The following is a 25,100-nucleotide window of genomic DNA, read 5'->3' as shown; positions in this document are numbered from 1 at the left end:
AACGTTGATTTTATTTACGAAAGGGGTTAGACACTATGAAACAAGCTGTCTTCAAATCAACTGCTTTGAAAAAACCCGCTGACAAAACGTTCTCATTATTTTCGCTTACTTGGCCGATCTTTATTGAGGTCTCATTATATATGTTTATGGGTAATGCCGATACACTGATGCTCAGCCAATACTCGGATAACAGCGTGGCAGCAGTCGGCGTCAGCAACCAGATTTTAAATTTAATTATCGTGATGTTCAGCTTTATCGCAACAGGAACGACCGTTATCATTTCACAATTTCTAGGCTCACGGCAAAAGAAAGAAGCCATGGAAGTCGCTTATGTGTCAATCGGCGCCAACTTCTTCATCAGCCTGGCCATCAGCGCCGTCGTCTTTTTCGCGGCTGTCCCTCTGCTTCATATGATGGGATTATCAAACGCACTGATGCCTGATGCGAAAGTCTTTTTACAAGTTGTCGGAGGTCTGTCCTTTATTCAGGCTTTAATCATGACATTCAGCGCGATCTTAAAAAGCTACGGCTACACAAAAGATACAATGTTTGTCACTATCGGCATGAACATTTTAAACATTGCCGGAAACTTTGTTGTGATTTTCGGTTTGTTCGGCTTTCCTGTTCTCGGCGTTGCCGGTGTGGCCATGTCCACATCTATCGCTCGCGTCATCGGATTAATCGCGATGATTGTGATTGTCAACAAACGCATTCAGCTGAAGATGTCGCTGAAAAAAGTCTTTCATATGCATAAAGAGCATTTGCGCAAGCTGCTGAAAATCGGCATTCCTTCTGCGGGAGAGCAGCTTTCATACAACCTTTCGCAAATGATTGTCACGTATTTTATCGCCATCATGGGCGCGCAGGCGTTGACAACAAAAGTGTATACGCAAAATATTACGATGTTTATTTTGCTGTTCGGCACTGCGATCAGCCAGGGTACACAAATCTTAATCGGCCGTTATATCGGCGGCAAACAATTTGATGCCGCTTATGAGCGCTGCATGAAGAGCTTATATTGGGCACTCGGAATTGCTGCGGCTACCTCTGTTTTGATGACGATCTTTTCAAAAGACCTGATCGGACTCTTCACACAAAGCCCTGACATTATAGCAACTGCAAGCCTATTGATTGCCATGACCATTATCCTTGAACCAGGCCGCTCGTTTAATGTCATTATCATTAACTCTCTGCGGGCCGCGGGGGATGCGAAATTCCCGGTTTACATGGCAATGATTTCAATGTGGGGCATCGGCCTCCCGCTTGCTTATCTTTTCGGCATCCACCTCGGTTTCGGTCTTGCCGGCATTTGGATTTCTTTTATCGCGGATGAATGGGTCCGGGGAATCTTAATGTACAGAAGATGGCGCTCACGTATCTGGATTCAAAAAGGTATGGCGTAACACCCGGCTCAATCAAGCCCGGGTGTTTTTTAGATATCAGACAGAATCTGCTTCACTTCGGTCTCTGTGAGAGCGAAGTGATGTTGAAATACATCGTGCTGCTTCGCCCGGATTTTTTCTAAAACAGCCCGGTACAAATGAAGAGCGGCTTTCACCGTTTTTTGAGAATACTGCGGAAATAGCGGCAAGGCATCCTGACACTCTTCAAGGTAGGCTTCTGCTTCAAAAGCGATATACTCCCACGTCATTGTGAACGCCTTATTCACGACGCCCTTTTGAAGGTCGTCCTCTGTATATCCAAATTGCTGCATCACTTCCCGAGGGATACGGCTTTTTTGCTGTTGGCCAGTGCCGAAATCTCTCAGAATCCGAATCAGCTGAATCGCTAAACCGAGAGAACCAGCTGCATGTGTCAGCTGGTTCTGATGCCGGCGCGCCATAATCGGGAGCAGCATCAATCCTGCTGCGCCGCCTGTCTGGTATGCGTGCATGAGCAATTCATCAAGGTTTCCAAACGGTTTATCTTCCGCTTTCTGTGTGGCAATGAACTCACGGAATGGCTCGCTGTCCAGTGTAAAGGTTTGGTACGCATGGCCGAAAGCCTTCCACAAAAAATGATTCCCGTTATACGTACCGGAAAAAACATCTTCCGCCTCAGCTTCAATGGCAGATAACGCCTTCTCATCCGCATTGGCTGCCGTATGGCAAAACGCCATAACAGCCCATGCTGCCTGCCTTTGCTTCAGCGGTAGAAGCGAAAATGCTTTGTAACAGGCTGGTTCGCGGGCGCTGACGATCTGGCCGCATTGCTGATAGGCTTCTTTTATCTCTTTCATTTCTTTTCACTCCTATGTATCACTGCTTCTTCAAGTCTATTATGTTTTCTCGCAATTGTATATGAAGAAAAAGCCGATTCCTTTGAGCAGAATCGGCTTTTTCTTTATCCTTCATCAATATCAATGCGATACGCTTCAAACCATGTATGAATTTGAGCAAGATGGGCGATCAGCTGAGGCCCCTTCATGAGCTGCCCGAACCACGGCACCTTGAAGGAGGAGCCTTCCGTTTCTAAAAGCTGATCTAATTGTTTTCTGTCCAGCAAGGTATGGAGCACGGAGTCCTTTTGGCTTCTGATCGTTTTCAGCCATTCGCTGACGCCTTTTGTATATTCCGGATGATGTGTTTTCGGATACGGGCTTTTTTTGCGATACAGAATGTCATCAGGCAAAATGCCTTCAAGCGCTTTGCGCAAAATGCCTTTTTCCCGATTATCATGCATTTTCATTTCCCACGGAATATTCCAAACATATTCCACAAGCCGGTGATCGGCGAACGGCACCCGCACTTCCAAGCTCGCCCCCATGCTCATGCGATCCTTCCGATCCAAAAGGTTCGTCATAAACCAAAGCATATTTAAATAGAACAGCTGTCTTCTTGCTTTATCCACACCCGTTTCTCCGTCTAATAATGGCGTTTCTGCCAAGGTTTCTTCATATTTGGCATTTACGTATTCTTTCAGATTCAATTTTTTCTGCCATGAGTCAGAAAGCAGCTTGATCCGCTCCTCCGTTGATCTCATCCATGGAAAGCCAGACTCAACATCTGCCGTATGGAACCACGGGTACCCGCCGAAAATCTCATCCGCGCACTCTCCCGATAGGCTGACGACAAAGTCCTTTTTGATTTCCCGGCAAAACCACAGCAGGGATGAGTCGACATCCGCCATTCCCGGCAAGTCTTTGACCAGTACAGCTTCCTCCAAATGATCAACGAGATCTTTTTGGCTGATGACGCATTTGTGGTGCGTTGTGCCGAAAGCCTCTGTCATTTTTTCAATCCATGGTCCGTCATCATTCGGCTGAAAAGCGCTTGCTTGAAAATATTTATCGTTCTCTTCGTAATCAATCGAATAAGTATGAAGCGGTGCTTTTCCTTCCTTTTCAAAATGGCCCGCCGCAATCGCTGTAATTGCGCTTGAGTCCAGACCGCCTGATAGGAATGTGCAAACCGGCACATCCGACACAAGCTGCCGCGTCACCGCGTCCTGAAATAACGATCTGACATTGGCAACCGTGTCATCAAAACTGTCCGTATGTTTTTCGCTTTCAACATTCCAATAACGCCAAATATTAAGTCCGTCTTTGGAAAATGTCAGCGCGTGAGCCGGGCGGATTTCTTTTATGCCTTTAAATATGCCAGTGCCCGGGGTTCTGGACGGTCCAAGACCGAAAATTTCAGAAAGTCCCGTTCTGTCCACTCGCGCTTTTATATCAGGGTGCGCGAGGATTGCCTTAATTTCTGATCCGAAGAGAAATGAAGAGCCTTCCTTCGTGTAAAAAAACGGCTTTACGCCGAGACGGTCTCTCGCAGCAAACAGCAGATTACGCTTTTCATCCCACACAGCGAAAGCGAATATGCCATTGAGATGGTCGACACATTCTTCCTGCCATTCGATGTAGCTGTGCAGAAGCACCTCGGTATCTGACGTACGTTCGAATTGATGGCCCCGCGCCCGCAATTCTTTGCGCAAATCTTCCGTGTTATAAAGCTCGCCATTGTAAATAATGGTGTACGTATCGCCTTTATAGGTACACGCCATCGGCTGGCGTCCGCCTTCAATATCAACAACCGCAAGTCTTTTATGTCCGAATAAAACATGGTGCTCCCCCCAAACGTTTGAATCATCAGGCCCTCGTTTGGAAAGAGTGTCTGTCATTCTGTCCATCGTTTGTTTTTCCTGGACGAGCTGCTTTTTAAAATCGACCCAACCCGTAATTCCACACATGTGACATCAGCTCCAATCCCGTTTCTTTCGTAACAATTTCGTTTCTTTCAGCACCTTAGTAAGTTTATGCATCTATAGGCAGATAGTTGATTTGTCCATAAAAGAGTTGTATGGGACAGGCTTGAATTGGAAAGAAAAGAGAGGAATGAAGAAAAAGGAGACAGCATGGATGAAACGGAAACAATTGTTATATACAGAGGAACGAAAGTGGGAATACGGCACCATCCTCATTGAAGACGGCATCTGCTTAATCGAAAACGGTGAAGGCGATATACTGCTGGCGGACAGTCTCCAACACAGCCCAATCTGGATCCATCATAAAGGAAAGTGGGAGCAAGCCGGCTTTCAGGACAAGTTGGTTTTGGCATGCGGGGCAGAAAACATCTCCCTTTCCGGCGGAGAACGCATCCGCTATGAGAAATCAGTCAAGCGGCCGCTCATGGCGCTTTTGGATTCGCTTGACGACGAAACCTTTCTCGCATTTCTACAGCACTTGCACAGCTTCGGCTTATCGGTATTCGATTGCGTCTTTTCTTATAATAAAGGAGTCTTTTCGAATACTTCGGCGGGGCAGGGTGTGTCCTTTTATCACTTTTCAAATGACACCGCACAATGCGCGATGCAGCATCACTACAGCAGCGAAGGAGGAGACCGTTTTGAATGGACGGCTTCAAACGGAAAGCGATCCATTATGTATTCAGCAGTCCAACGGGGGCGCAAATAAAAAAGCGGTGCATCGAGCACCGCTTTTTGGTTACTTTTCAACAACAACTTTTGCTTCCTTGCTTTCTTTTTTATCTGTATCCGCAGCCGTGACGTACAGCACCGTTCCGGCTTTTTGTTTTTTGATTTTCACCGAAAACGTTCCTTTTGCGTCAGCTTTGGCAGAAGCAATGACTTTCTTTGATTTGTTTTTCACTCTGATCATCGCTTTGCTGTTTGCCTTCCCTTTTACTGCCGTATCCTTCGTTTTCACCGCGTTTACTTTCGGTGTGCCGGAAAGTTTTCCTTTGACGACGACAACTTTATACGATGTTTTCGCATCGCCTTTTGTTGCTTTCACATACAGTACTTGATCCTGTTTTTGAGTCGCGATATTAACCTTGAACGCATTGTCTTTTCCGGCTTTGGCGCTGCCGAGTTTCTTTTTGCCGTTCATCACCTCGATAAGTGTGCCTTCCTTCGCGTTTCCTCTGACAGCTGTTTGAGTGCTTTCCAGCTTGTTGACCTTAAGCTGTAAATCAGCTGCGCTGACAGCCTTCATGACATTCAGCCGCCCGTAGCCTGAATGCCAGTCTACACCAGGTGTCTTCGGAATTTCAATCGGATCGCCATAATCGTCATACAACTCTTCTTCTCCGCCATCGACACTTTCAAAGGAAATATCATCTGCCGTCTTTTTCAACATATCCTCAACTTCTGTTCTTTTCAGTTTAGGATTTTGAGCAAACAGCAATCCTGCAGCAGCGGCAGCATACGGCGTCGCCATAGACGTTCCGCTCATGTACGTGACATTTCCGTTCGGCACTAAGCTCGGGATATCCGACCCTGGAGCAGAGATGTCCAGACCTTTTCCATAGTTAGAGAAATCAGCGGTCATATCCATGCGGTTCGTTGCGCCGACCGACATCACATATTTAGAAGATGCAGGATAAGATAAGGCATTTTCTCCATCATTCCCGCTGGCTGCGGCAATCAACACATTTTTGTCAGCTGCGTACTTCAAAGCAAATTCAAGCACGCGGCTGTAGCCTCCGCCTAAACTTAAATTAATCACCTTTGCTCCTTTGTCAGCAGCATATTTGATGCCGAGAGCAATTTGTTCAGTATCTCCGGAACCTGCGGAATCAAGCACTTTTACAGGGATGATTTTTGCTTTGGCATTCAATCCTGTCATTGAATAGCCGTTATCGCTTTGGGCCGCAATAATGCCTGCGACATGCGTCCCATGCCCCTGATCATCCATTGCATTGTTATTTCGTCCGACAAAATTGTGTCCGAGATCTGTTCTTACTTTTCCTTTTAAATCAGCAAGCGTGCTGTCTACGCCTGTGTCTACTACTGCAATGAGTGTATCGTTAAGCTTGCGTTTGGACAGCAATGTGTTGGCAGGCTCATATTTCACATCCGCGTTTTTGACACCGCCGTTTTCACCGTTGTTTTTAAGCGGCCATTGATAAGGGTACTGAATATCGTTTGCCAGGCTTTTGTATTCCTGTACGGGTTCCGCAAACTCTACATTGGACATCTTGGATAGTGTCGCAGCAGCGCTTTTGACCCTTTTGGCGCTTGCCGTATATGCGCCGTTCTGTTTCTCGTCTTTCGGAAGTTCAAATGAATACAGATTGTCAAACAGTTTCTTTGCCTTTTTCACATTAGATATGTCTTTTTTCGATTGCGCGCTTGCAGAAAAGCCCTTCATTTCATTATGTACGGATGAGAGGCTTTTATTGTCCTTCACCTTGAAAATAACCTTTGTTGTCTGAACTTCACTTTTTGCTGCAATATTGTTTTCTGTTAAAATGGCTCCTGCTGTTTTGCCTTGCAGCTGCTTCATATTTAGTCGGTCCGCTTGTTTCTTTATCTCCTCTTTAAGGAATGACGGGACTGATTGTAAAGCTTTATCATATAGCCGGTTGATCGCTTTTTGATCCTTTTCAGTGACCTTATACGAAGATGATGCTCCGTTTTCTGACACATCGTCAAATAACGGCTTTAATGTCACAAGATCCTGATAGATTTCATTTCTTGCTGTTTTATTGAGTGCGAGCTTTGCAACGATAAACGGTGCTGCCTTGTAATAAAGGCTTGTCAGTTCTTTGCCTTCTGCTGTTTGGCTCAGCTGCTCATCACGAATCGCTCTCAACTTATCCAGGATGCCTTTTCCTGATTTCTTCTGATCGACACTCATTTCAACCGGACAAGCTTCTTCCTCTTCTAAATCTGACGGCTGTTTTTTGGTGCCTTTATACCCGATCGTATACTTGGCTTCTGCAGCTGCTTCTGCCGTTCCGCCGTCCTCTGGCTCTTCTTCTCCGAGGTATTCAACTTTTACATAGTAAGGGCCGCTCCACGCGTATGGAAAAATGACTTCGCTTTTTCCATCCTCCGCTGTGAAAGAACGGTACATCTCAAACGTTTCATCTTTAAGCGCTTTTTCCTTACTTGGATATACAGATACATTCAGTACTGAATCACTCTTTACGGTCAGTGCCATATGTGAGTTTTTCTGAATATCCGTTGCTCCCGGGGTCACTTTGTACCATTTCACCTGTTCCGGCTCCTTCATGGCGCCTGTCTGCTCTTTGCCGTTTTCCAGAGCAGCCGCCTGATCGATCGCGCCGGCCGCTGCAGCTTTGGTTCCCGGAGAAAAAAGGCTGAAAATCAGTGCAAAAATAAGCACTGCCGCCACAAACGAGCTGAATTTTCTGCGTTTCATGTTATCCCTCCTGCAAAATAATGAATCTCCTTGAAGGTATCATAATTTCATAGGACGAGATACCGCTTACAGGGAATTTTAAGGTTATTTTAAATGATTTGGCATATAAGGGGATAAATATAAAAAAACCCAACTCTATCAAAGAGCCGGGTTCATAGGTTTTTCTATTAAAACAATTGAAAACCGATTGGCAAATGCAGACCGAGCAGCACTGTCAGCAAAAGGACAATGACGAAGCCGATCCACAGGCCTCCTGTTGATTTTTCTTTTTTCTTGCGGATGAGGAGCATTTCCATCAGGCCGATGGTGATAATGCCCAGAATCATTTTGCCGGCGTATTCTCCGTTCCAGTTGGCAAAACGGACAAACAGCTCAGCTCCTGTCAAAATAATAAGGATATAGAATAACCGCAGAATCATATGAGTGATTTTTGCGCCCTTTGCACTTCCTGACGAATACAACGAGTAGCTGACGAAAAGCAGAATCAGCGCTACCACCCATGTCGTAATATGTAGGTGTGTCATACATGTTCCCCCTATCAGATAAATTACCCCACTTATAGTACCATGAACTTGTCCTCTGCCACAAAGATGATTATCAGAAAAAACGGGCGGGTCCGGGTCCGCCCTCCAGTTTTATTCAGCCAATTTGGTTTGACAGCGTTCCGATCGGATCAATTGTAATATCAATTTTGTCACCTGACCGCAAGAATTTTGGAGGCGTAAACCCCTTGCCGACACCAGACGGCGTACCGGTGGCAATGATGTCGCCCGCTTCAAGCGTCATCCCCTTTGAGAGGGTTTCAATTAATTCCGGAATGGAAAAGATCATATCGCTTGCCGAACCGGATTGGCGCAGCTCGCCGTTGACTCTTGTTTCAACCTTGAGGCGCTCTGGCTCCTGAATAGATGATTTATGTACAAGCACGGGCCCCATCGGACATGTCGTATCCAAGCTTTTTCCGATAAAAAACTGCTTATGCCTTTTTTGCAGATCACGCGCCGTGATATCATTCACAATCGTATATCCGAAAACATGGTCATATGCTTCTTCTTTTGAAATGCGGGTCCCGCTTTTTCCGATCACGACAGCAAGTTCTCCCTCATAATCAAGCTGAGAGGTAACCTCTTCATGGCTCTTTACGATATCACCATGCCCTGTAACCGTTATCGGCGATTTTGTAAATACCATCGGATGCTCCGGAATATCAGCCTCGCTTCCCATTTCAATCGCGTGATCCCGGTAGTTTTTGCCGATGCAGATGATATTTTTTGATGGCTTCGGAATGGGTGCATGGAGCTTCACCTCAGATAATGAATACATAAATGATCCCAGCTCATCATTCGGTTTCTTTGCCCACTCGGCCAGCTGCCTTGCATGCGCAACGAATTTATCCCCTTCTGCGATACATTCAATCAGCGATCCCGGAATCGTCTCAAGTTCAAACAGTTTTTTTTCAGCCTTTTGCAAATCCATAATTTTCTCATCGTCAATGATCAGGCCGACAAACATTCGGTTGTAAAGTTCCCCTGTCGCAAATTTCATGTTATTCCTCCATCATCTTTTAAATCAGAATGCTCCTTCATGTATTCTCTGTCGAATGCTGAAATCCCTTTTTCTCAATTCCGTTTTCATTTCGTTTCAGGACGGGCTTGCTCTACATATCATACAAATGTCGTTTTGAGAAGGAGGAAAGAATATGGAGCGCGTGCATTTATTTTTTCATCGGGAGCAGCTGAAAAGGAAAGGTACTGCCAAGGGGCTTTTCGTAACAGATCGATCTGTTTCTCCCATTCTTCTCACACAGCGTGACAGAGCGGAAAAGGCATCCTATGAAATCAGCTGGGAAAAGTCTCTGCTTGGTGAAAGGACACTTTTTTTGAATGCAGAACAGGATGATCCGTCCCTGATGCGGCGCAGACTCGCCTATTGTTTTTTTGACCAGATCGGCGTACCTGCTCCCGCTGCCTCGTACAGCTTTCTGACAATCAATGGCCAGCCTGAAGGCATTTATTTGAACATCAAGAACCATCAGCCAGCCGGTAAAACGAGTTACGGAGCAAAGACGGCCGATCCAAGGGTTCCGTTGTCCCTTTTTAACAATGATTCCTCGGCATTCTTACATGAATTTTTCATACTGATCCGCACAGCCGGAGATGACGAATTGGCTGAAAGGATTAAATTGTATCTGGATGTCAAGCTGTTTTTTTTGTGGCTGATCGGCAACGCCTGCACCAATCAAGGCTTTTACTACACATTTTGTTTAAACGAATCCGGTCGGCTTTACGTTTCCCCGATGGAGACAAGATCGCTTGCCGTACAAGAATGGTATGAAGAAGACCCGCTTCTGACAAAAGGAAAGACGCTTTCCTCAAGGCTTCTATCCATTCCCGCCTTCCGGTCGCAATATCACACCTTAATGAAAAACGTGCTGAAGCGGTCGTTTACTATTGAACGATTATCTCCTCTCATCAACGAATGGTACCTTGACATTTGTCAAAGTGCTGCTGATGATCCTTTTATCAAAAAAAGCCCCTTTCAGATCGAAAAGGAGCAGACAAACATACTTAGAGAAATTGAGGAACGGCAGGACTTTTTGCAAGCACACTTAGCAAGACTTTAGTCCTTTCTCCATTAAAAAAGGCCGCAGCAAAAATTGTCGCTTTTTTAGTCAAATTGACGAAAGGCAACCTTTTGAGCCAAAATAGGTTATACTAACGATATCCTGTATTTATATCAAAATAAAATCTAGAATTGGAGATAGCGTAATGAACAGTAAAATTGAAGAAATGAGGATCACACTAATTGAAACCGCACAAAAATACGGCATGAATTCAAAAGAAACGATTCAATGCAGCCAAGAGCTGGATATCCTGCTGAATACCCGGATTAAAGAAGAAATGATTTTTGGGAGATATCTTGAAAACTCCCGTATGTAAATCATTTTCTATAACGATTAGAATACACCACATGTAACTCCGCTTTTTGCTCAGCACTTCTGGGATATACCTCAGGGCGAGAATGTGCCCGCCCAAAAATCGAATACCGCAGCACGACATACTCCAAAAAGCATTCTACACGCAAAAACACCAAAGAAATAAACAAAAATCACCATAGGCGGATAGCGGCATCCTTCGCCGCATTTCCGCTCAATTTATACCCAACATCCTCTTTTGCCATGTTTAAACATAACGGCCCGAAAAAATAAAACGCTTTCACCAAGAGCCGATATGTCCCCTTTAAATTTCTCTCACACATATGTGCGTTTGTCATAAGCTATCGTGAATAGCCCAATTGAAATCAGAATTGTCATTTCACTTTACCTGTCTTTTTTTAATTTTTCAACAAAGGATGTGCTCGTATGCCGGCCATTGTCGGAGCGTTTAAAATTAATGCGATTGGTACGAGCGGAGTCGTTCACATCGGGGACTGCATTACGATTTCTCCTCAGGCTCAGGTCAGAACGTTTGCCGGTGCTGGCAGCTTTAATACCGGCGACAGCCTCAAGGTGATGAATTATCAAAACGCGACGAATGTGTATGACAATGATGCGGTTGATCAGCCGATCGTGGCCAATGCGTAAAAGGAGTGAGGCTCATGAACTTCTATATTAATCAAACCATTCAAATCAACTATCTCCGGCTGGAATCAATCAGCAACTCCTCCATTCTGCAAATCGGGAGCGCCGGATCAATCAAGTCTATGTCAAATTTGTATAATACAGGGAGTTATGTAGAGGCCGCACCTGAGGTAGCCTCCGCGGGGCAGCCAGTTGAATTACAGGGGCCTTCTACAGGTTCATTGGTCCCGCTCCAGCCTCCTGGCCGTTAATCATATGAAAGAGGTGAAAGAACATGTATGATCAATCTGTTTCCTCTTACCTGCAAAACTTGAATTCCTTCGTTCAGCAGCAGGCGATTCACATTCAGCAGCTCGAACGTCAGCTGAAAGAGATTCAAACTGAAATGAATACGATGAAACAGCGGCCGGCCACTACCATTGAGCGTGTGGAGTATAAATTTGATCAGCTGAAAATCGAAAGGCTCGACGGAACTTTGAATATCGGCTTAAATCCGACTGACCCGAACAGCGTCCAAAACTTTGAAGTCAGCCAGTCGACACCGCAAATCGGGATGATGCAGCAGGAAGAGAGTGCTCAGCTCATGCAGCAGATCCGGCAGAATGTCGACATGTACTTAACCGAGGAAATCCCAGATATTTTGGAACAGCTTGAAAACCAATATGACAGCAGACTTGACGATACAAACAGACATCATGTCATTGAAGACATCAGAAAACAAATGGATAGCCGGATTCACTATTATATGTCCCATATCAAAAAAGAAGAAAATACACCGCCTGCACAATATGCAGAACATATCGCTGAGCATGTGAAGCGTGATGTCATCCGCGCTGTAGAACACTTTCTGGAGCATATTCCATCAGAAATGAAAGGAGATGAGCAAGCATGATCTTTACAGTCATCAACCGCAGCTTGGAAGTCGGGGACATCCGGATGAACGGTGTATCCAGTTCCTCCGTTTTCCACATCGGAGACACTGAATCCATTTACCTGTCTTCTATTTTTGATACACCGCCTGAATCTCTTATTATCGGGCCGTTTGCTCCGATTGCGCCAGAATAATGCTTAAACGCATATCACGCATCAGACTAGTTAAGTTTAATTCCCTCGGGATCGCAAGTGTGTTTCAAGTTGGCGACACAAATGAAATCGATATGAGTGTAAAAGTATTTGCTGTTCAGCGTTCTCTGTCCACGTTTTACAATAATGAAGGCTCATTTAACAAAAAGGAGTATCAGATCTTTCAGCAGCAGGCAGTGAAGCCGATTCCCGAAACAGGTGTACAAAGCGCATTTTGCCACGAGGTGCCGGCTATTTATGTTCGCAGCATCAAAATTCAAGGGGTGTCTGCCTCTTCTGTTTTACATGCTGGTTCAGCTTCGCTTATCCGCGGTGATGCGAGAATCAAACATATCAGACAGATTCAGTCTCCGCGCTCACAATCGCCCGCCAAGAACATATAATAAACAGAGACTTCGATAAAGGGTGTCGTTTATGCCAGCAATTGTCGGGCCTATAGCTATCAATTCCATATCGGGCGGAGTCGTAAACTTTGGTGATTCCTTTTACCTTTCTCCGAAAAGCTCTTCAAAATCTGCGCTCGGTTCGGGAGCAGGAAACACGGGAGATTTCCTTCTATTAAATAACGCAGTCAACGCGACAAATTATATAGACCCCGATGTCAACGATCAGGATATGGTTGGAAACGGATAAAAGCAGCCGCTCTGCAAAGAGAGGGCTGCTTTTTAGTCATTTTTTCTTTTTTCGTTCATTTGATTTCTTTGTTTTGATCAGCTTCTCAGGCGGCTGTTTTCTGATCCATTTGACAAACCGGGCAAGCTCTGGATTGCTTCTGAGTTCAGCCATTCCGTTTAAACGTACAGCGAGCTCTTGATTGGTATATAAGGCATGAATCTGTTTATGGCAAGGAATACAGAGCATCGCTGTCGGCAAAAACGTTCCGCCTTCCTCTTTCGGTGTGAGATGATGCTCTGTCAGCTGGACATCGCTCCGGCCGCACAGCTCACATATTCCGGCAGTCTGCTTTGCCATATCCGCTCCTCCCTTACATCAACTCAAGTGATACCCGCGTACCGCGGCCGCTCGGTTCAGCCGGATGGACGATCAGCTTTTTCGGAAGCCGTGCACGCAGTTCCTGCACATGGCTGATGACACCGACAGCCAGATTGTCTGACTGAAGTTTTTCCAAGGCCGTTACAACCGTATCAAGCAGATCTTGATCCAGTGTGCCGAAGCCTTCATCTAAGAAAAAGAACTGAAGCGGGTATTCCCCGCGAAGCTGGATCTGCGCAGACAGCGCAAGAGCAAGTGAAAGCGAGGTGAGGAAGGTCTCTCCTCCAGACAAACTGGAAACCGGGCGTCTTACGCCTCCATTCGCGTCATCCCGCATCACGAAGCCGCCTTCTGAATCTACTTCGATGGCATAGCGCTGTCTTGTCAGCATACTGAGTCTTGCTGAGGCGTCCCTCGCAACGCTTTCAAGCTGCTCCTCAGCTAAAAATTCGACGAAGGTATTGCCTTTAAACACAGCTTGCAGCTTGTCCAGCCTGTCGATATGCGTCTGCCATTTTTTCAGTTCAGCTTCAATTTCATTAAACCGTTTATGATGTTCGCGAATGACAGCCAGTGCTTTTGCTGCCGCGCCTTTTTCCTCTATAGCAATGCCAAATGCGTCCTCAGCTTCTTGTAATGCTGCAACGGTTTCGTTCCATTCGCTCTCTGATAATGCTCTGCCGGCAAGTATCTCTGCTACTCGTTTTAAGTTTGCAGCATTTTGCTTCAGTTTATCCATAAACTGGTCTATGCCGGTTTTCATCTTTTCAAGTTCATCAGCTGGGATGAGACTTTGTTCAACCTCCTCAGTCCGGGTAATGGAGGTGTTTTTTGTATGCTCAAGCCAAGCAGCTTTTGCTTTTTCCAATCTGCCCTTCGCCTCTTGAAGAGTGAGCTCGCTTGCAGAAGCGCGGCTTTTCGCCTGGTTGAGCTTCATTTGGGCGCTTTGCAGTTCTTCATATAAAAATTGTTCTTTTTCCTTTAACAGCTTTAGATCCTGCTGGACAGAGCGGAGTTTGATTTGAATCGAATCTCCTTTTGCATAATCTCCGAGTTCGTGCTCATAATCAGCTATCACGCTCTTGATGCGTTCAGCCGCATAATGAAGCTCCAGCTTTTCCCGTTCAAGCCGGTGTCCAGATTCCCGCAGTTTTTCCTTTTGTGCTTCATGCTCAGCAAGAAACGCGATACTCTTCTCAATTCGTTTTTCACATTCTTCTGCAGCCCGGTCCTTTTCTTCAATGGCTTGCTGCCATTTTTCTGCTTCGTCCACAGATTGATTCTGAAATGCTTCTTTAAACATGTTCAGACTGCCGTCCATTGAGGATTGAAGCTCGCTGATGATGCTTTCAATACGGTCAGCTTCTCTTTTTTCAAAACCGATTTTTTCATTAAGCTGCTCGGCCTTTTTTAAAGACTCCTGATAGGCGCCAATCATTTGTGCCATTCGTGTCTTAACAGAAAGAATGTCCTGCTTGATTCGTTTCCATTCAAATTTGGCAGTTTCAAATGCTTCATACACCGGCTGATGTTCGAAGGAAGCTGCCGCTTCAAGGTTCTGTGCTTGAATTGTCTGCAAAAACGGACACTGTTCAATAAAGCGCGCGGACTGTTCTTCAAGCGTAATTTTGGCTGAAAGAATCTCCTGGCTGAGAGCTGCAGCTTCCGTCAATAACACATCTGTCCGTTTGATGTCCTCTTCAAGATGGCTGTCGGCTTCATACGTTTCATGTACTGAGGCAGATGGATCATGATCGGTTGAACCGCATACCGGGCAAGGCTTTCCGGCAGTCAGCTTTTGGGCTAACTCTTTTGTCAGCAGTGCCACCCTTGCTTTTTCACGCTGTAAGTGAAGCGTGTGTTGACTCTTTCTAGTCTCTTCCGTCATACGTGTTAATGAGCGTTCCGTTTCGCACACCAAATGGTACACAGTTTGAACTGCCTCATATGCCTGAATGATGTTGTTTTCTTCTGTTTCCGTCTTTTGAACGAGTGTATTCTTCTCTTCATTTATCTTCTGAAGCACGAGGTTCAATTCGTCACTTCGTTTTTTCTCTTTTTTGATTTGTTCCTCGGTTTGTCTGATGCGCAATGCCATTTCTGCGGCCTGCTGGCAGCTTTTTCGCTCATCGGATGTCACCTGCAGGGATTTGAGCTGCTGTTTCAATTCTGTCTGTCTGTTTTGCCCTCGTGTCAGGCGGTCTGTTACGGTCTCTAATTCATTCATGACAGATTGAAGAGCCTCTTCTTTCTGCCGAAGGTCAGCCTTTTTGCGCTCTTCCTCTTGCTTGGCCTCACTCAGTTTGATTTCGATTTCCTGCAAGCGTGAAAGCTGTTCCTGTTTGGTTAAAAGCTCAGGCTCTTTCTCGCTTTTATGCTGGCGCCACGCTTCATACTCTTCATGTTTTTGCTGAAAGAAAGCTGTCCGGTCTGCTAAATCCTTTTGGGCTAGCGTTTGTTCCTTTTCAGCTTGCTCCTCATGCTGGATCGCTTCTGCGTACCGGTCCGCATAGGGCTTAAGGGCTGCTGCTGTTTCTGCTTCCAGCAGGCGTTTTTGCATACTGTCTATATGCGGCTGTTCTTCTGCGAGACGTTTTTCCTCTTCTTCATAAGCGGATTTTTCCTTTTGGACATTCCATATCTCCTGATGCTCTGTAAACCGCTCCTTCGCCTGATTACGGTTCTCCCTCATCGCTTCCAGCCGGGCTTCAACTTGTTCGAGAGCCTTTTCAGCCTGCTCAACTGCCTCTGAGCTCGCCTCACCGAGACCGGACTGTTCAGCAAGCATTTCATTTTTTCTCGCATTGGCTTCCTGCGCCTGCCGTCTCAGCTTTTTCACAAGCCTGTCTCCATATTGCTCCAAATTAAATAAACGCTGAAGCATATGCCTGCGCTCTGCCCCTTTTAAAGACAGAAATTCAGCAAATTTCCCTTGGGGCAGCACCACCGCTCTCGTAAAATCGTCGATCGTCAGCCCTAAGAGCTCCTCAACTCTTTTATTCACTTCGCTGGCTTTATCAGCCAGCACCGTATGCTCATCCTTGATTTCGATGAAGCGGCAAAGTGCCGTTTTCACCTTCATTTCATCCGTTCTCTTAAACACACGCTCGACTTTGTATGAGATTTGGTGATTCGTCTGAAGCGCAAAGGTAAAGGAAACAGACAGCGTATCTTCCGCCTGGTTTAAGATACCGTGCGTATTATTCGCCGCCCGTTCCACCTTTCCGTATAAAGCAAGCGTCATTGCGTCGAGAATAGAGGATTTACCGCTTCCTGTCGGGCCGAAAATGCCGAAAACACCGGCACCGGAAAGGCCTTCAAAATCTATCGTCTGCTCCTCTCTAAAGCTATGGAGCCCCTTAATGCTTAAAGCGATCGGCTTCATTTCGCATCCTCCTCTTCAACGCCTGATGCAAGCTCTAAAAACAGCTTCACCATTTCTTCATCCGGCATCGCACCGCCAGTTTGTTTTTCATAAAATTTCTTAAAGCGGTCCTCGATTGAGACATGTTTAACCTCGATCCGTTCCCGGTCTTTGTTCTGTTCTTCAAAAACCGGCCTGATATGGATAAAGCCCGGGTGCGCCTTCCGCAGCCTGTGAATCTCTTCAAGTGACAGCTGGTCCGCGACACGGATTTCCAGGTCAATCCAAGCATTCTGATCTCTGCCTTCATCCAGCCAGCTATATACCTCACTCAATCCATTTGCCGCTTTCCACTTCACAAGTGGCTTGCCGCTTGATAATAACACCTCTTGCCAAGTGGCCTCTTCCCCAGGCTTTGCGTCCACAATCGTCACTGATTTAGCGTAGCCCGCTTCAGAAAAGCTGTAGGCGAGCGGAGATCCTGAATAACGCGCAAGCGTCCGCGCCCGCTTGATCGTTTGCGGGCGATGCAAATGGCCGAGCGCAACGTAAGCGGCATCTGCCGGCAGGCTTTCAGCAGCCACCGTGTATGCACCGCCGACTTCAATCGGCCGCTCTGAATCGGTTTGGTTTCCGCCTGCCACATAAATATGGCTGGCGGCAATCTTCACTGCATCGTTCCGGAACCGGCTTGTCATATGCTCAAACGCCTGCCTGATTTTCACATCATAGTGATCACGGAGCAGCTTTTCATCAAACGTATCGGATAGCACTTCATTTAACCGCGCTTCAGATGGGTACGCCAGTGCTCCAACCGCCAAAAGCTCTCCTGCTGAAGGCACTTCAATATGAATCGGCTCTGTTGTCGGATAACCGATTAAATGAATGCCGTTTTCATGTGTCAGCGGTGAAGCGGCGGACAAACGGTCAGGATTATCGTGGTTTCCGGCAATGACGACGATCGGGCGCTTTCCTCTGTCGCTAAGCGCAGACAGGCTTTCATAAAACAGCTGCTCGGCTAAAGCTGGCGGGTTTACGGTGTCAAATGCATCCCCCGCCATTACAATGGCATCGATCTGCTCATCCTTTACAATCGTATTCATTTCATCCAGCACATCGGCCTGTTCACTCAGCCTGCTTCTTCCTTCAAGCGTTTTTCCAAGATGCCAGTCAGCCGTATGTAAAATCCGCAAATGCTTTCACCTCTCTTTTATATAGAAAACGAGACCCGCTCCGCCTAAAATTCCGGAGCTTATGGATCTCGCTATAATGTGAGAATGTGCCCCCCGTCAAAGAAATAAAGCGCACATCCCTTTACCTTTGTTTTTGCAATTTGCTCAACTGCCTTTGTGTACAGCTGAATTTGCGTTTCATATCGTTTCTTCAAGATCGGGGCCGCTCCTTCAAATCCATGCTGGAATTTGCCCTCAATCCGGTCCGACTTATAATCCAATAGATATAATCCGTCCTCAGTTTCATAGAGACAGTCAATGATACCCTGCACTAAAAGCGGCTCATCCGCCTCCTGTGCATCAGGATAGATCTCCTTGGCCGGAAGCGCTAAGCTGAATGGTATTTCCCGGTCCTTCCACTTAGCGCCGATCAGCTGTCCGCCGATTTCTGTATGGAAAAATTGCACGATTTCTTCTATATCAATAGCGTCTTTTTGTTCTTCAGTGAGAAGCTCTTTTTCATAGAGCCTTTGAACCGTCTGCTCAGCTTCTTCTATCGACGGTACATGTGACAGCGGGATATGCTGCATAACCGTATGCATGGCAGTCCCTTTCTCTGCAGCTGTCAGGCCTTTTTTCATCATAAAAGCGGGACGTCTGTACAGAATGCTTCCATCAGCCGGTTTTACAGGGGCCCTGCCGCTGTATTCATCCTCGTACTCTCTTTTTCTTTTGATCTCAGAAACCGATTGCTTTGTCCGAATTTGCGTCACCTCGTGATGCGGGTATGTCCAGCTCAGCTGCTCGCGGGCTTTTTCATCAAACGCAAACGAGCCGGGAACTGGTTCACCTCGGCGGATCGCTTCTAGGCGCTCGCTTTTTTCTTCCATTCTTTCTTCCAGATCATCATCAAGCAAATCATAGGAATGGATCATTTGAACGGCAAAACGAGCCGGGTGATCTGAGATATCAGCGTGAGCTGGCACACCAGCCAAATCCTCCAAGTCTCTGTGCCTGGCAAGAGCCGGCCCGATGAAATCTAGATACGTTTTCGCCTGATAGCGGTCAAATTCCGGCAGAAGCCAATCAGTTTGGGACGCGGATGCCTGCCATTTTGCAAGCTGTTTCTGATGATCCTTACATGAGCCAATCAGAAACAGCTTTTCCTTCGCTCTCGTTAATGCAACATAGAGAACACGCAATTCCTCTGACAGCAGCTCCCTGCGCATTTTTTTCTTCATCGCAATGAGAGGTAGCGTCGGGTAGCTGATGCGCAATTGCGGATGAATATACTTCGTGCCGAACCCGAGCTCCTTGTCCAGCAGGTACGATTTATTTAAATCCATCATGTTGAAATTCCGGCCGAGACCCGCTGCAAACACGACTGGAAATTCGAGCCCTTTGCTGCTGTGGATCGTCATTAAGCGGACAACATCCTCCTGCTCGCTGAGCGCTCTCGCCGTACCAAGATCATCGCCCCGCTCCTGCATGCGTTCGATAAACCGCAGGAAACGGAACAAGCCGCGAAATGCCGTTGATTCATATTGACGCGCCCTGTCATAAAGAACACGCAAATTGGCCTGGCGCTGTTTTCCGCCCGGCATGCCGCCGACATAATCCATATATTTGGTGTCGCGGTACACTTCCCAAATCAGCTCAGATACTGAGTGGTTTTTCGAAAACGCGCGCCATTTTTGCAGATGTCCGTAAAACGTATTTAACTTTTGATAAAGCTCATCGTTCCGGTCACCAGCAGCCAGGTAGTCTTTCATCGCCTCATAGTACGGCGCTTTTTTATTTTCAAGCCGGATCGAAGACAGCTCGTTTTCATCTGCTCCGACAATCGGTGAGCGCAGCACAGAGGCAAGCGGTATATCCTGATACGGATTATCAATCACCTTCAGCACAGAAAGCGCGACGGCGACTTCGACCGCTTCAAAATAGCCTGACGTTAAATTGGCGTAAACCGGTATGCCCTGTGCTCTCAGCTCCTCCATGATTTGCGGAGCCCACGGCATCGAACGGAGCAAAATCACGATATCTCGGTATTGAATATTGCGATGTGTTTTCTTTTTTCCGTCATACACCTTAAATGGCGATGAAATCAGCTTGCGGATTTCCTTAGCGATGACTTTTGCCTCAAACTGCACCGTTTCAAGCTCTTCTGCTTCCTCGCTTGCATCCGTATCTTCTGCGTTGTCGATCAGCAGCAGCTCTGTTTCCGTCTCGTCATTGTCCGGATACGCTGCACCAAGCTTCAGCTCAGCCTGCTCGTCATAATCGACCTCACCGATTTTGCCGCCCATCAGCTGTTTAAATAAAAAGTTTGTGCTGTCTAAAATATCAGCCCGGCTTCGGAAATTTTTATTTAAATCGATTTTCCGCCCCGTGCCTTCTCCGCTCTCTGTAAACCGTTTGTATTTAGAAAGGAAAAGAAGCGGCTCCGCGAGCCTGAATCGATAAATCGACTGTTTGACGTCTCCTACCATAAACAGGTTACCAGTCTCCTCCGGCCCGCTTGTGACGAGCTGCAGAATCGATTCCTGCACGAGGTTGGTATCCTGATATTCGTCAACGAGCACTTCATGAAACTGTTCCTGATAAAACCTTGCAGCCTCGCTCGGCTCACGTTCACCTTTGTCATTCTCAACTGTCAAAATCGCTAAACAGTAATGCTCCAAATCAGAAAAATCGATGATTGATTTTTCCTGTTTCGCAGCTTCGAATCGTTTTCCATAGCTGATGACAAGCTGTACGAGCGTTTCAATGACAGGCTTCATCTCGGCTAGGCTTTTCAAGTGCTGTTCAGGACTTCTCGTAAAGTAGTCGGTTTTGAGCTTTTCAAGCAGTTTTTTTGCGCCGTTTCTCAAATCTGTCGCCTCATCAAGGAGCGCTGGATCGAACTCATCCCCTTTTACTGCTTTGGCACGCTTAAAAGAGACGGCGGGCACCCGCTTATATAGTTCACTGAAATCGTCCTGATGCTGAATCAGTTCATCAATCTGCGCAAGATCATCAAGAAAATTGTCAGCACGCGGCGCCGGGCCGCCCGGCGCTTTCGTCAGCTCAAGCGCGCGCAAGAGCTTTTCCTTCGCCCCGTTAAGCACCATTGCAATATCTTCTTTGACATATTGATAAAACGGCAGCTCCTCGATGGCGCTCTTTTCTGATACATCATACAAATGAACAAAGCTTTCCAGCCACGTCTCCGGGTTGGGATGGGATCGGGAATACTCGTACACCTGTTTAACGAGAAATTGCAGATCCAGATCGTGCCGGTCTGTCGTATAGCGGTCAACAAGCTCAAAAAACGCCTTTTCGCCCTTTGCGTATTCGTCTTCAAACAGCTCGTCAAGCACTTCATCCCCGAGCAGCTCGCCTTCCGTCTGATCAGCTATCCGAAAGCCCGGATCAAGATCAATCAAGTAGTAATATTTCTTCAGCACTTGCAGGCAAAAGGAATGGAGCGTCGAAATGCTGGCCCGGTTTAAAAGAGACAGCTGGCGTCTAATATGCAGCGAGCCGGGGCGCTGTACAAGCTCTTTTTCCAAGGCTTCTGCGATTCGGTGCTTCATCTCTGCCGCTGAGGCGTTTGTAAATGTCACAACGAGAAGACGGTCTACATCTATTGGGTTTTCCTCCGCAGTGATTTTCCGAATCATTCGTTCAACGAGCACAGCGGTTTTACCAGAGCCCGCAGCCGCTGCCACAAGAATATCCTGGCCGGTTGAAACAATGGCATTCCATTGGTCATCTGTCCATGTGCTGTCTGCCGGTTTAGGAATGTTCATTGCCATCCGCCTCCTTTTTTATCCACTCAAGTATTGTCTTGTCCTTTTCAGCCTTTAATGGGCGATACTCGTTTTCTTCCAGTGATTCATCAAATTGGCATACTGATTTGAACGCACAGTATGTGCACGGCGTCTTGTTCTTCATTTTGTACGGCTCAATGGATACGCGCCCGTCGGTGATTTGTTCGCCCGCTTCCTGGAAGGTGCGGCGCACATGTTTTGTCAAAAGATCAAATTCCTTTTCACCGACTGCTGCCGAGTCTGATCTAAGAGATCCGTCTTTTTTCAAGCCGGCGTTTATGATATTTGACCGTCCCTCTTGAAGGGTTGTATCCATGAGGCGAACCACTTCCTGATCACCGAGGAGCAAGCCCTTCATTTTAAATTTCTTAAAGATCTCCTGTTCAATCTCGTCAAGCCCAAGCGGGAGATTAGATTGAATCATCGGGTCATGAATATGGAAATACAGCACTCCGGCAGGCGTCGCCCTCATCCCGAGCCAGTCAGCTGAATGTGTAATCGATAAATCAAGGTACGTCAGCATTTGCAGTGCCAATCCGTAATATACTTCCGCTAAGTCAAGCCCTTTGTCGCTTGATTTATAATCGACAATCCTGAGGAGCAGGCCTTTTGAGCTTTCAGCCTTATCAACACGGTCAATTCGCCCGACGAGTTCCATCGTACAGCCGTTTTTCAGTTGAAAGGTCAGCGGCGGAAGCGGCCCTTTTCCTCCAAAGCCCAGTTCAAGCCCGATCGGTACGAATCCGCTCGCTTTCGCATGCTCGCTTAAAATGCCGGACACACGTGTCACAATTTTTTGCAGTTTTTCCTTCACATAATAATGCCGGTTTGAGCTGAGCAGAATTTCCTTTTGCAGTTTCGGTGCCAGCCGCTCTACCGCATCATAGGAAAACAGCTCGCACTGCTCCTTCGTTAAATCGCGCCAATCCAGCTTTTGCTCACGCAGCCTGTCAGAAATCAGCTTTAAGCTGGAATGAAACAGCTGGCCGATATCCGGTGCTTCAAGCTTGAAGAATTGCCGTTCCTTCAAATGCAGCCCGTGTGACGCAAAATGGGAAAACGGGCATGCGTTAAAGGTTTCCATTCTCGATACACTGCCCTGAATGCGTTCCCCATAGAGCTGTCTCGACACGCTGCGTTCAAGCTGCTTCACTTCATTCCGGAAAAACAGGCTTGAGAACAGCTTTTTCGACTGCAGCCTGTCCGGCTCACTCATCAGCACATTGTACGTGCTCCACCAGACGTCGCTGATGTCGTATTCCCGTGTCCATAACCTGAGCTGGCTCGCGGTAAAGGACTGTGCCACGCTTTTATTCACGACATACATCAGCTGTTCCTCATCGCTGACCTGTTCAGGTTCATTTGTTAACAGGCGCTCCTTATGATGCGGAAACAGTTCTTCCAGCCGCTTAACGATCATCGACGGCAAAAGCGTTTTTCCTTCCGCATCAGCAATCGGATACGATACGTAAAGCAGGTCAGACGGACTTGAAAACGCCATGTAGATGAGGAAGTGCTCATCAAGCAAACGCTCCCGTCCGCCTGAGGATAGCTCAACCCCTATCGTTTTCAGCCATTCCCGGTCATCATCCGACAGGACCCCGTTTTCATCAGGGCGTGCCGGCAGAACGCCGTCGTTTGCCCCGAGCACAAAGGTGCAGGAGGTGCCATACATTCTGGACAAATCCATATTGCCGACAAACACCTGGTCAAGCGCAGGCGGAATTAGAGAAAATGTAAGCGACTCCGCGCCGGCTTCTATCATTTGCTGAAACAAATCAAGAGAAATCTCATCGTCTCCCATCATTTCAACAAACTCCTCAAGCAGCTGAATGACTGCGTCCCACGCCTGCTGATGCTGCTGCGCTTCAATGATTCTGCCGTCATCCTCAGCACGCTGCCTTTCCTGATCCAGCTTCAGCGGCACATCCGTCTCTTCTAAATAACGATAGAGCGACTCCGCCTTCTCTTGAACCGTCTTCGCTTTTTTCATGCGTTTTTGAAGCTGAAAAAGCGGCGGAACAATCCAATCGCGGGTGTCATTCAACATGTTTTCCATTTCGATTTCCTGATCAGTCTGCGCAAAATCATCATCCAATGACACAAAACGCCTGTATTGGAACCGATCGCCCTTTGTCCAGCGGTCGCCTTTAATACCATAGGCGATACAGTAATTTTCGAGCTGATCGACCTGTTCTCTCACTTTGGCCTTCGGTTCATTGAGCGGGAATAGCAGTTCGGTTTTCACGCAGCGAAACACCGCTTCATAACGCCAATTCCCTTTCAGAACATCAAGGCTTGACCGGATAAATTCAATTAACGGATGGTTCAGCATAGATGCTTTTCCGTCAATGAAATAAGGAATCTCGTAATCTGCGAAAACTTCCTTCACCATATCCTTGTAGTCTTCCGGCTGGCGCGCAAGAATTGCTACATCCTTATAGCGATATCCCTTCTCTCTGACTAGGGCGTGAATTTCCCGGGCAATGCCTTCCAGCTCAGCTCGTCTGTTTGCGGCCTGCATCACAGTAAGGGCTTCTTGTTTTTCTGCGTATGGAACGGCCGGACGCGCTTCATACTGTGCCTCTAGATGCGCCAATTCCGGCGTCTTTGTATGCCGCTCAGTCCCGCTCAGCTCTTTATACGTAATGTCCAAATTCAGTTCCTTCGCCTTCTGATGCAGGCGGTAATAGGTTTTCCCCGTCATTCTGAACAATTCCAGTTCATGCGGCTCCCGCTCATATGACGGCTTGTCCGCTGTGAGCGAAAACGTGATATGCTCCGCATGAACCATAAGCTGCTCCAACACCCTGAATTCCTGCGGTGTAAACTGATAAAAGCCATCCACATAGATATGGGCGCCTTTTATATCTTCCGCAAGCGGGATATGCTCTGCCAGCAATGTCAAATAATCCTCAGAGTGAAGATATTGGTCTGCGAGGCTTTTTTCCATTTGCTGATACAGAATTGATAAGTCATGGAGCTTTTCAGATAAAACACGTTCTCCGCGATACTCGGAAGCCGTTCCGCTTTCCGCCATCCGGCGGATATCCTCCGGTTCCAGACAATAGCGCTTAAACTCTGTCAGCATCCGCTCAACCTGTGCGGTAAACCCGCTTTTGTCACTCGCTTTTTGATAGACTTTGAACTCCTGTTTATGCTCCTCAATGAGCTTCCGCAGGAGCATTTGTACGCCGGTGCTCGTCAGAAACGGCCTGCTCATTCCTCCCGTATGCTGGAGGACGCGCCAAGCCAATCGTGAAAAACTGAACACTTGAGCGCGTATCATCCCGCCCATATCTGGCGTTTTAGCAAGCTCGTATTCCATTAAAAACGTCATTTGATCCGGGACTAGAAAAATGATCGGCTTCCCGAATGGAGCCCGGCGCAATTCATCCTGAATGCTGTTGATGATCAGCTTCGTTTTTCCACTCCCGGACCTGCCTACTAAAAACTCTGCTCCCAAATT

At 46.9% G+C, this 25,100-nt stretch carries 19 protein-coding genes and 1 pseudogene; 10 read left to right on the top strand and 10 right to left on the bottom strand.

Annotated features, from left to right (window positions below):
* Positions 1-35: 35 nt before the first annotated feature.
* Positions 36-1,403 carry an MATE family efflux transporter gene (locus MHH79_RS05845; protein ID WP_014476390.1) on the top strand — a complete coding sequence of 456 codons (1,368 nt, stop codon included), beginning with the start codon at positions 36-38 and terminating at the stop codon, positions 1,401-1,403.
* A gap of 29 nt (positions 1,404-1,432) precedes the next feature.
* Here the strand turns inward: MHH79_RS05845 and MHH79_RS05840 are convergent.
* Positions 1,433-2,262 (bottom strand): annotated as a pseudogene (locus MHH79_RS05840) (phytoene/squalene synthase family protein).
* An 81-nt stretch (positions 2,263-2,343) separates the two neighbouring features.
* Positions 2,344-4,188 carry an asparagine synthase (glutamine-hydrolyzing) gene (gene asnB, locus MHH79_RS05835; protein ID WP_100506208.1) on the bottom strand — a complete coding sequence of 615 codons (1,845 nt, stop codon included), beginning with the start codon at positions 4,186-4,188 and terminating at the stop codon, positions 2,344-2,346.
* 145 nt (positions 4,189-4,333) lie between these two features.
* Here asnB and MHH79_RS05830 point away from each other — a divergent pair, with 145 nt between their 5' ends.
* The gene (locus MHH79_RS05830) at positions 4,334-4,912 is read left to right on the top strand and encodes a DUF2777 domain-containing protein (RefSeq protein ID WP_080467295.1); all 579 of its coding nucleotides are present in this window, start codon (positions 4,334-4,336) and stop codon (positions 4,910-4,912) included.
* A 30-nt stretch (positions 4,913-4,942) separates the two neighbouring features.
* Here the strand turns inward: MHH79_RS05830 and wprA are convergent, their stop codons facing one another.
* The 3 genes from wprA to MHH79_RS05815 all read right to left on the bottom strand — a co-directional run bounded on the left by wprA (position 4,943) and on the right by MHH79_RS05815 (position 9,172).
* Positions 4,943-7,627, bottom strand: coding sequence for a cell wall-associated protease WprA (gene wprA, locus MHH79_RS05825; protein ID WP_063335016.1), 2,685 nt, complete (start codon positions 7,625-7,627; stop codon positions 4,943-4,945).
* A 167-nt stretch (positions 7,628-7,794) separates the two neighbouring features.
* Positions 7,795-8,151, bottom strand: coding sequence for a YisL family protein (locus MHH79_RS05820; RefSeq protein ID WP_014479397.1), 357 nt, complete (start codon positions 8,149-8,151; stop codon positions 7,795-7,797).
* A gap of 115 nt (positions 8,152-8,266) precedes the next feature.
* A complete protein-coding gene (locus MHH79_RS05815; RefSeq protein WP_063335015.1) occupies positions 8,267-9,172 on the bottom strand; it encodes a fumarylacetoacetate hydrolase family protein in 906 nt (301 codons plus the stop codon).
* Positions 9,173-9,326: 154 nt separating this feature from the next.
* Here MHH79_RS05815 and MHH79_RS05810 point away from each other — a divergent pair, with 154 nt between their 5' ends.
* The 8 genes from MHH79_RS05810 to MHH79_RS05775 all read left to right on the top strand — a co-directional run bounded on the left by MHH79_RS05810 (position 9,327) and on the right by MHH79_RS05775 (position 12,923).
* Positions 9,327-10,250, top strand: coding sequence for a CotH kinase family protein (locus MHH79_RS05810; RefSeq protein ID WP_063335014.1), 924 nt, complete (start codon positions 9,327-9,329; stop codon positions 10,248-10,250).
* A gap of 145 nt (positions 10,251-10,395) precedes the next feature.
* Positions 10,396-10,566 (top strand): aspartyl-phosphate phosphatase YisI, encoded by a 171-nt coding sequence (gene yisI / locus MHH79_RS05805; protein ID WP_003233086.1) that lies wholly within the window; start codon positions 10,396-10,398, stop codon positions 10,564-10,566.
* Between the two features lie 422 nt (positions 10,567-10,988).
* On the top strand, positions 10,989-11,210 hold the full coding sequence (locus MHH79_RS05800; protein WP_003233088.1) for a spore germination protein: 222 nt from the start codon (positions 10,989-10,991) through the stop codon (positions 11,208-11,210).
* A 14-nt stretch (positions 11,211-11,224) separates the two neighbouring features.
* Complete coding sequence (locus MHH79_RS05795; protein ID WP_340035037.1) at positions 11,225-11,458, top strand: spore germination protein GerPB; 234 nt, start codon at positions 11,225-11,227, stop codon at positions 11,456-11,458.
* 23 nt (positions 11,459-11,481) lie between these two features.
* Entirely contained in the window at positions 11,482-12,099 is a 618-nt protein-coding gene (locus MHH79_RS05790) for a spore germination protein GerPC (protein ID WP_014476381.1), read from the top strand.
* Positions 12,096-12,272, top strand: coding sequence for a spore germination protein GerPD (gene gerPD, locus MHH79_RS05785; protein ID WP_014476380.1), 177 nt, complete (start codon positions 12,096-12,098; stop codon positions 12,270-12,272). The genes MHH79_RS05790 and gerPD overlap by 4 nt, the downstream gene beginning before the upstream one ends.
* The gene (locus MHH79_RS05780; RefSeq protein ID WP_032725362.1) at positions 12,272-12,673 is read left to right on the top strand and encodes a spore germination protein GerPE; all 402 of its coding nucleotides are present in this window, start codon (positions 12,272-12,274) and stop codon (positions 12,671-12,673) included. The genes gerPD and MHH79_RS05780 overlap by 1 nt, the downstream gene beginning before the upstream one ends.
* A 31-nt stretch (positions 12,674-12,704) precedes the next feature.
* Positions 12,705-12,923: a spore germination protein gene (locus tag MHH79_RS05775; protein WP_003233096.1), complete on the top strand. Its 219-nt coding sequence runs from the start codon at positions 12,705-12,707 to the stop codon at positions 12,921-12,923.
* 36 nt (positions 12,924-12,959) lie between these two features.
* Here the strand turns inward: MHH79_RS05775 and hlpB are convergent, their stop codons facing one another.
* The 5 genes from hlpB to addB form a co-directional block, all read right to left on the bottom strand.
* A complete protein-coding gene (hlpB, locus tag MHH79_RS05770; RefSeq protein ID WP_015383294.1) occupies positions 12,960-13,262 on the bottom strand; it encodes an HNH nuclease-like protein HlpB in 303 nt (100 codons plus the stop codon).
* 13 nt (positions 13,263-13,275) lie between these two features.
* A complete protein-coding gene (sbcC, locus tag MHH79_RS05765; RefSeq protein ID WP_340035036.1) occupies positions 13,276-16,668 on the bottom strand; it encodes an exonuclease subunit SbcC in 3,393 nt (1,130 codons plus the stop codon).
* Positions 16,665-17,840, bottom strand: coding sequence for an exonuclease subunit SbcD (gene sbcD / locus MHH79_RS05760; protein WP_047182392.1), 1,176 nt, complete (start codon positions 17,838-17,840; stop codon positions 16,665-16,667). The genes sbcC and sbcD overlap by 4 nt, the downstream gene beginning before the upstream one ends.
* A 71-nt stretch (positions 17,841-17,911) precedes the next feature.
* Entirely contained in the window at positions 17,912-21,610 is a 3,699-nt protein-coding gene (gene addA / locus MHH79_RS05755; protein ID WP_340035035.1) for a helicase-exonuclease AddAB subunit AddA, read from the bottom strand.
* Positions 21,597-25,097 (bottom strand): helicase-exonuclease AddAB subunit AddB, encoded by a 3,501-nt coding sequence (gene addB / locus MHH79_RS05750; RefSeq protein WP_340035034.1) that lies wholly within the window; start codon positions 25,095-25,097, stop codon positions 21,597-21,599. Before addB ends, addA begins: the two co-directional genes overlap by 14 nt.
* Positions 25,098-25,100 lie beyond the last annotated feature (3 nt).

It is taken from the genome of Bacillus sp. FSL K6-0993, assembly GCF_037977205.1.
GTDB lineage: Bacteria > Bacillota > Bacilli > Bacillales > Bacillaceae > Bacillus > Bacillus subtilis.
The sequence above is the reverse complement of the archived record's forward strand: the minus strand, read 5'-3'. Positions and strand labels throughout refer to the sequence as shown.

Coding starts and splice junctions, on each gene's coding strand:
- MHH79_RS05845 (WP_014476390.1), top strand. CDS start 36: ATGAAACAAGCTGTCTTCAAATCAACTGCTTTGAAAAAACCCGCTGAC.
- asnB (WP_100506208.1), bottom strand. CDS start 4,188: ATGTGTGGAATTACGGGTTGGGTCGATTTTAAAAAGCAGCTCGTCCAG.
- MHH79_RS05830 (WP_080467295.1), top strand. CDS start 4,334: ATGAAGAAAAAGGAGACAGCATGGATGAAACGGAAACAATTGTTATAT.
- wprA (WP_063335016.1), bottom strand. CDS start 7,627: ATGAAACGCAGAAAATTCAGCTCGTTTGTGGCGGCAGTGCTTATTTTT.
- MHH79_RS05820 (WP_014479397.1), bottom strand. CDS start 8,151: ATGACACACCTACATATTACGACATGGGTGGTAGCGCTGATTCTGCTT.
- MHH79_RS05815 (WP_063335015.1), bottom strand. CDS start 9,172: ATGAAATTTGCGACAGGGGAACTTTACAACCGAATGTTTGTCGGCCTG.
- MHH79_RS05810 (WP_063335014.1), top strand. CDS start 9,327: ATGGAGCGCGTGCATTTATTTTTTCATCGGGAGCAGCTGAAAAGGAAA.
- yisI (WP_003233086.1), top strand. CDS start 10,396: ATGAACAGTAAAATTGAAGAAATGAGGATCACACTAATTGAAACCGCA.
- MHH79_RS05800 (WP_003233088.1), top strand. CDS start 10,989: ATGCCGGCCATTGTCGGAGCGTTTAAAATTAATGCGATTGGTACGAGC.
- MHH79_RS05795 (WP_340035037.1), top strand. CDS start 11,225: ATGAACTTCTATATTAATCAAACCATTCAAATCAACTATCTCCGGCTG.
- MHH79_RS05790 (WP_014476381.1), top strand. CDS start 11,482: ATGTATGATCAATCTGTTTCCTCTTACCTGCAAAACTTGAATTCCTTC.
- gerPD (WP_014476380.1), top strand. CDS start 12,096: ATGATCTTTACAGTCATCAACCGCAGCTTGGAAGTCGGGGACATCCGG.
- MHH79_RS05780 (WP_032725362.1), top strand. CDS start 12,272: ATGCTTAAACGCATATCACGCATCAGACTAGTTAAGTTTAATTCCCTC.
- MHH79_RS05775 (WP_003233096.1), top strand. CDS start 12,705: ATGCCAGCAATTGTCGGGCCTATAGCTATCAATTCCATATCGGGCGGA.
- hlpB (WP_015383294.1), bottom strand. CDS start 13,262: ATGGCAAAGCAGACTGCCGGAATATGTGAGCTGTGCGGCCGGAGCGAT.
- sbcC (WP_340035036.1), bottom strand. CDS start 16,668: ATGAAGCCGATCGCTTTAAGCATTAAGGGGCTCCATAGCTTTAGAGAG.
- addA (WP_340035035.1), bottom strand. CDS start 21,610: ATGAACATTCCTAAACCGGCAGACAGCACATGGACAGATGACCAATGG.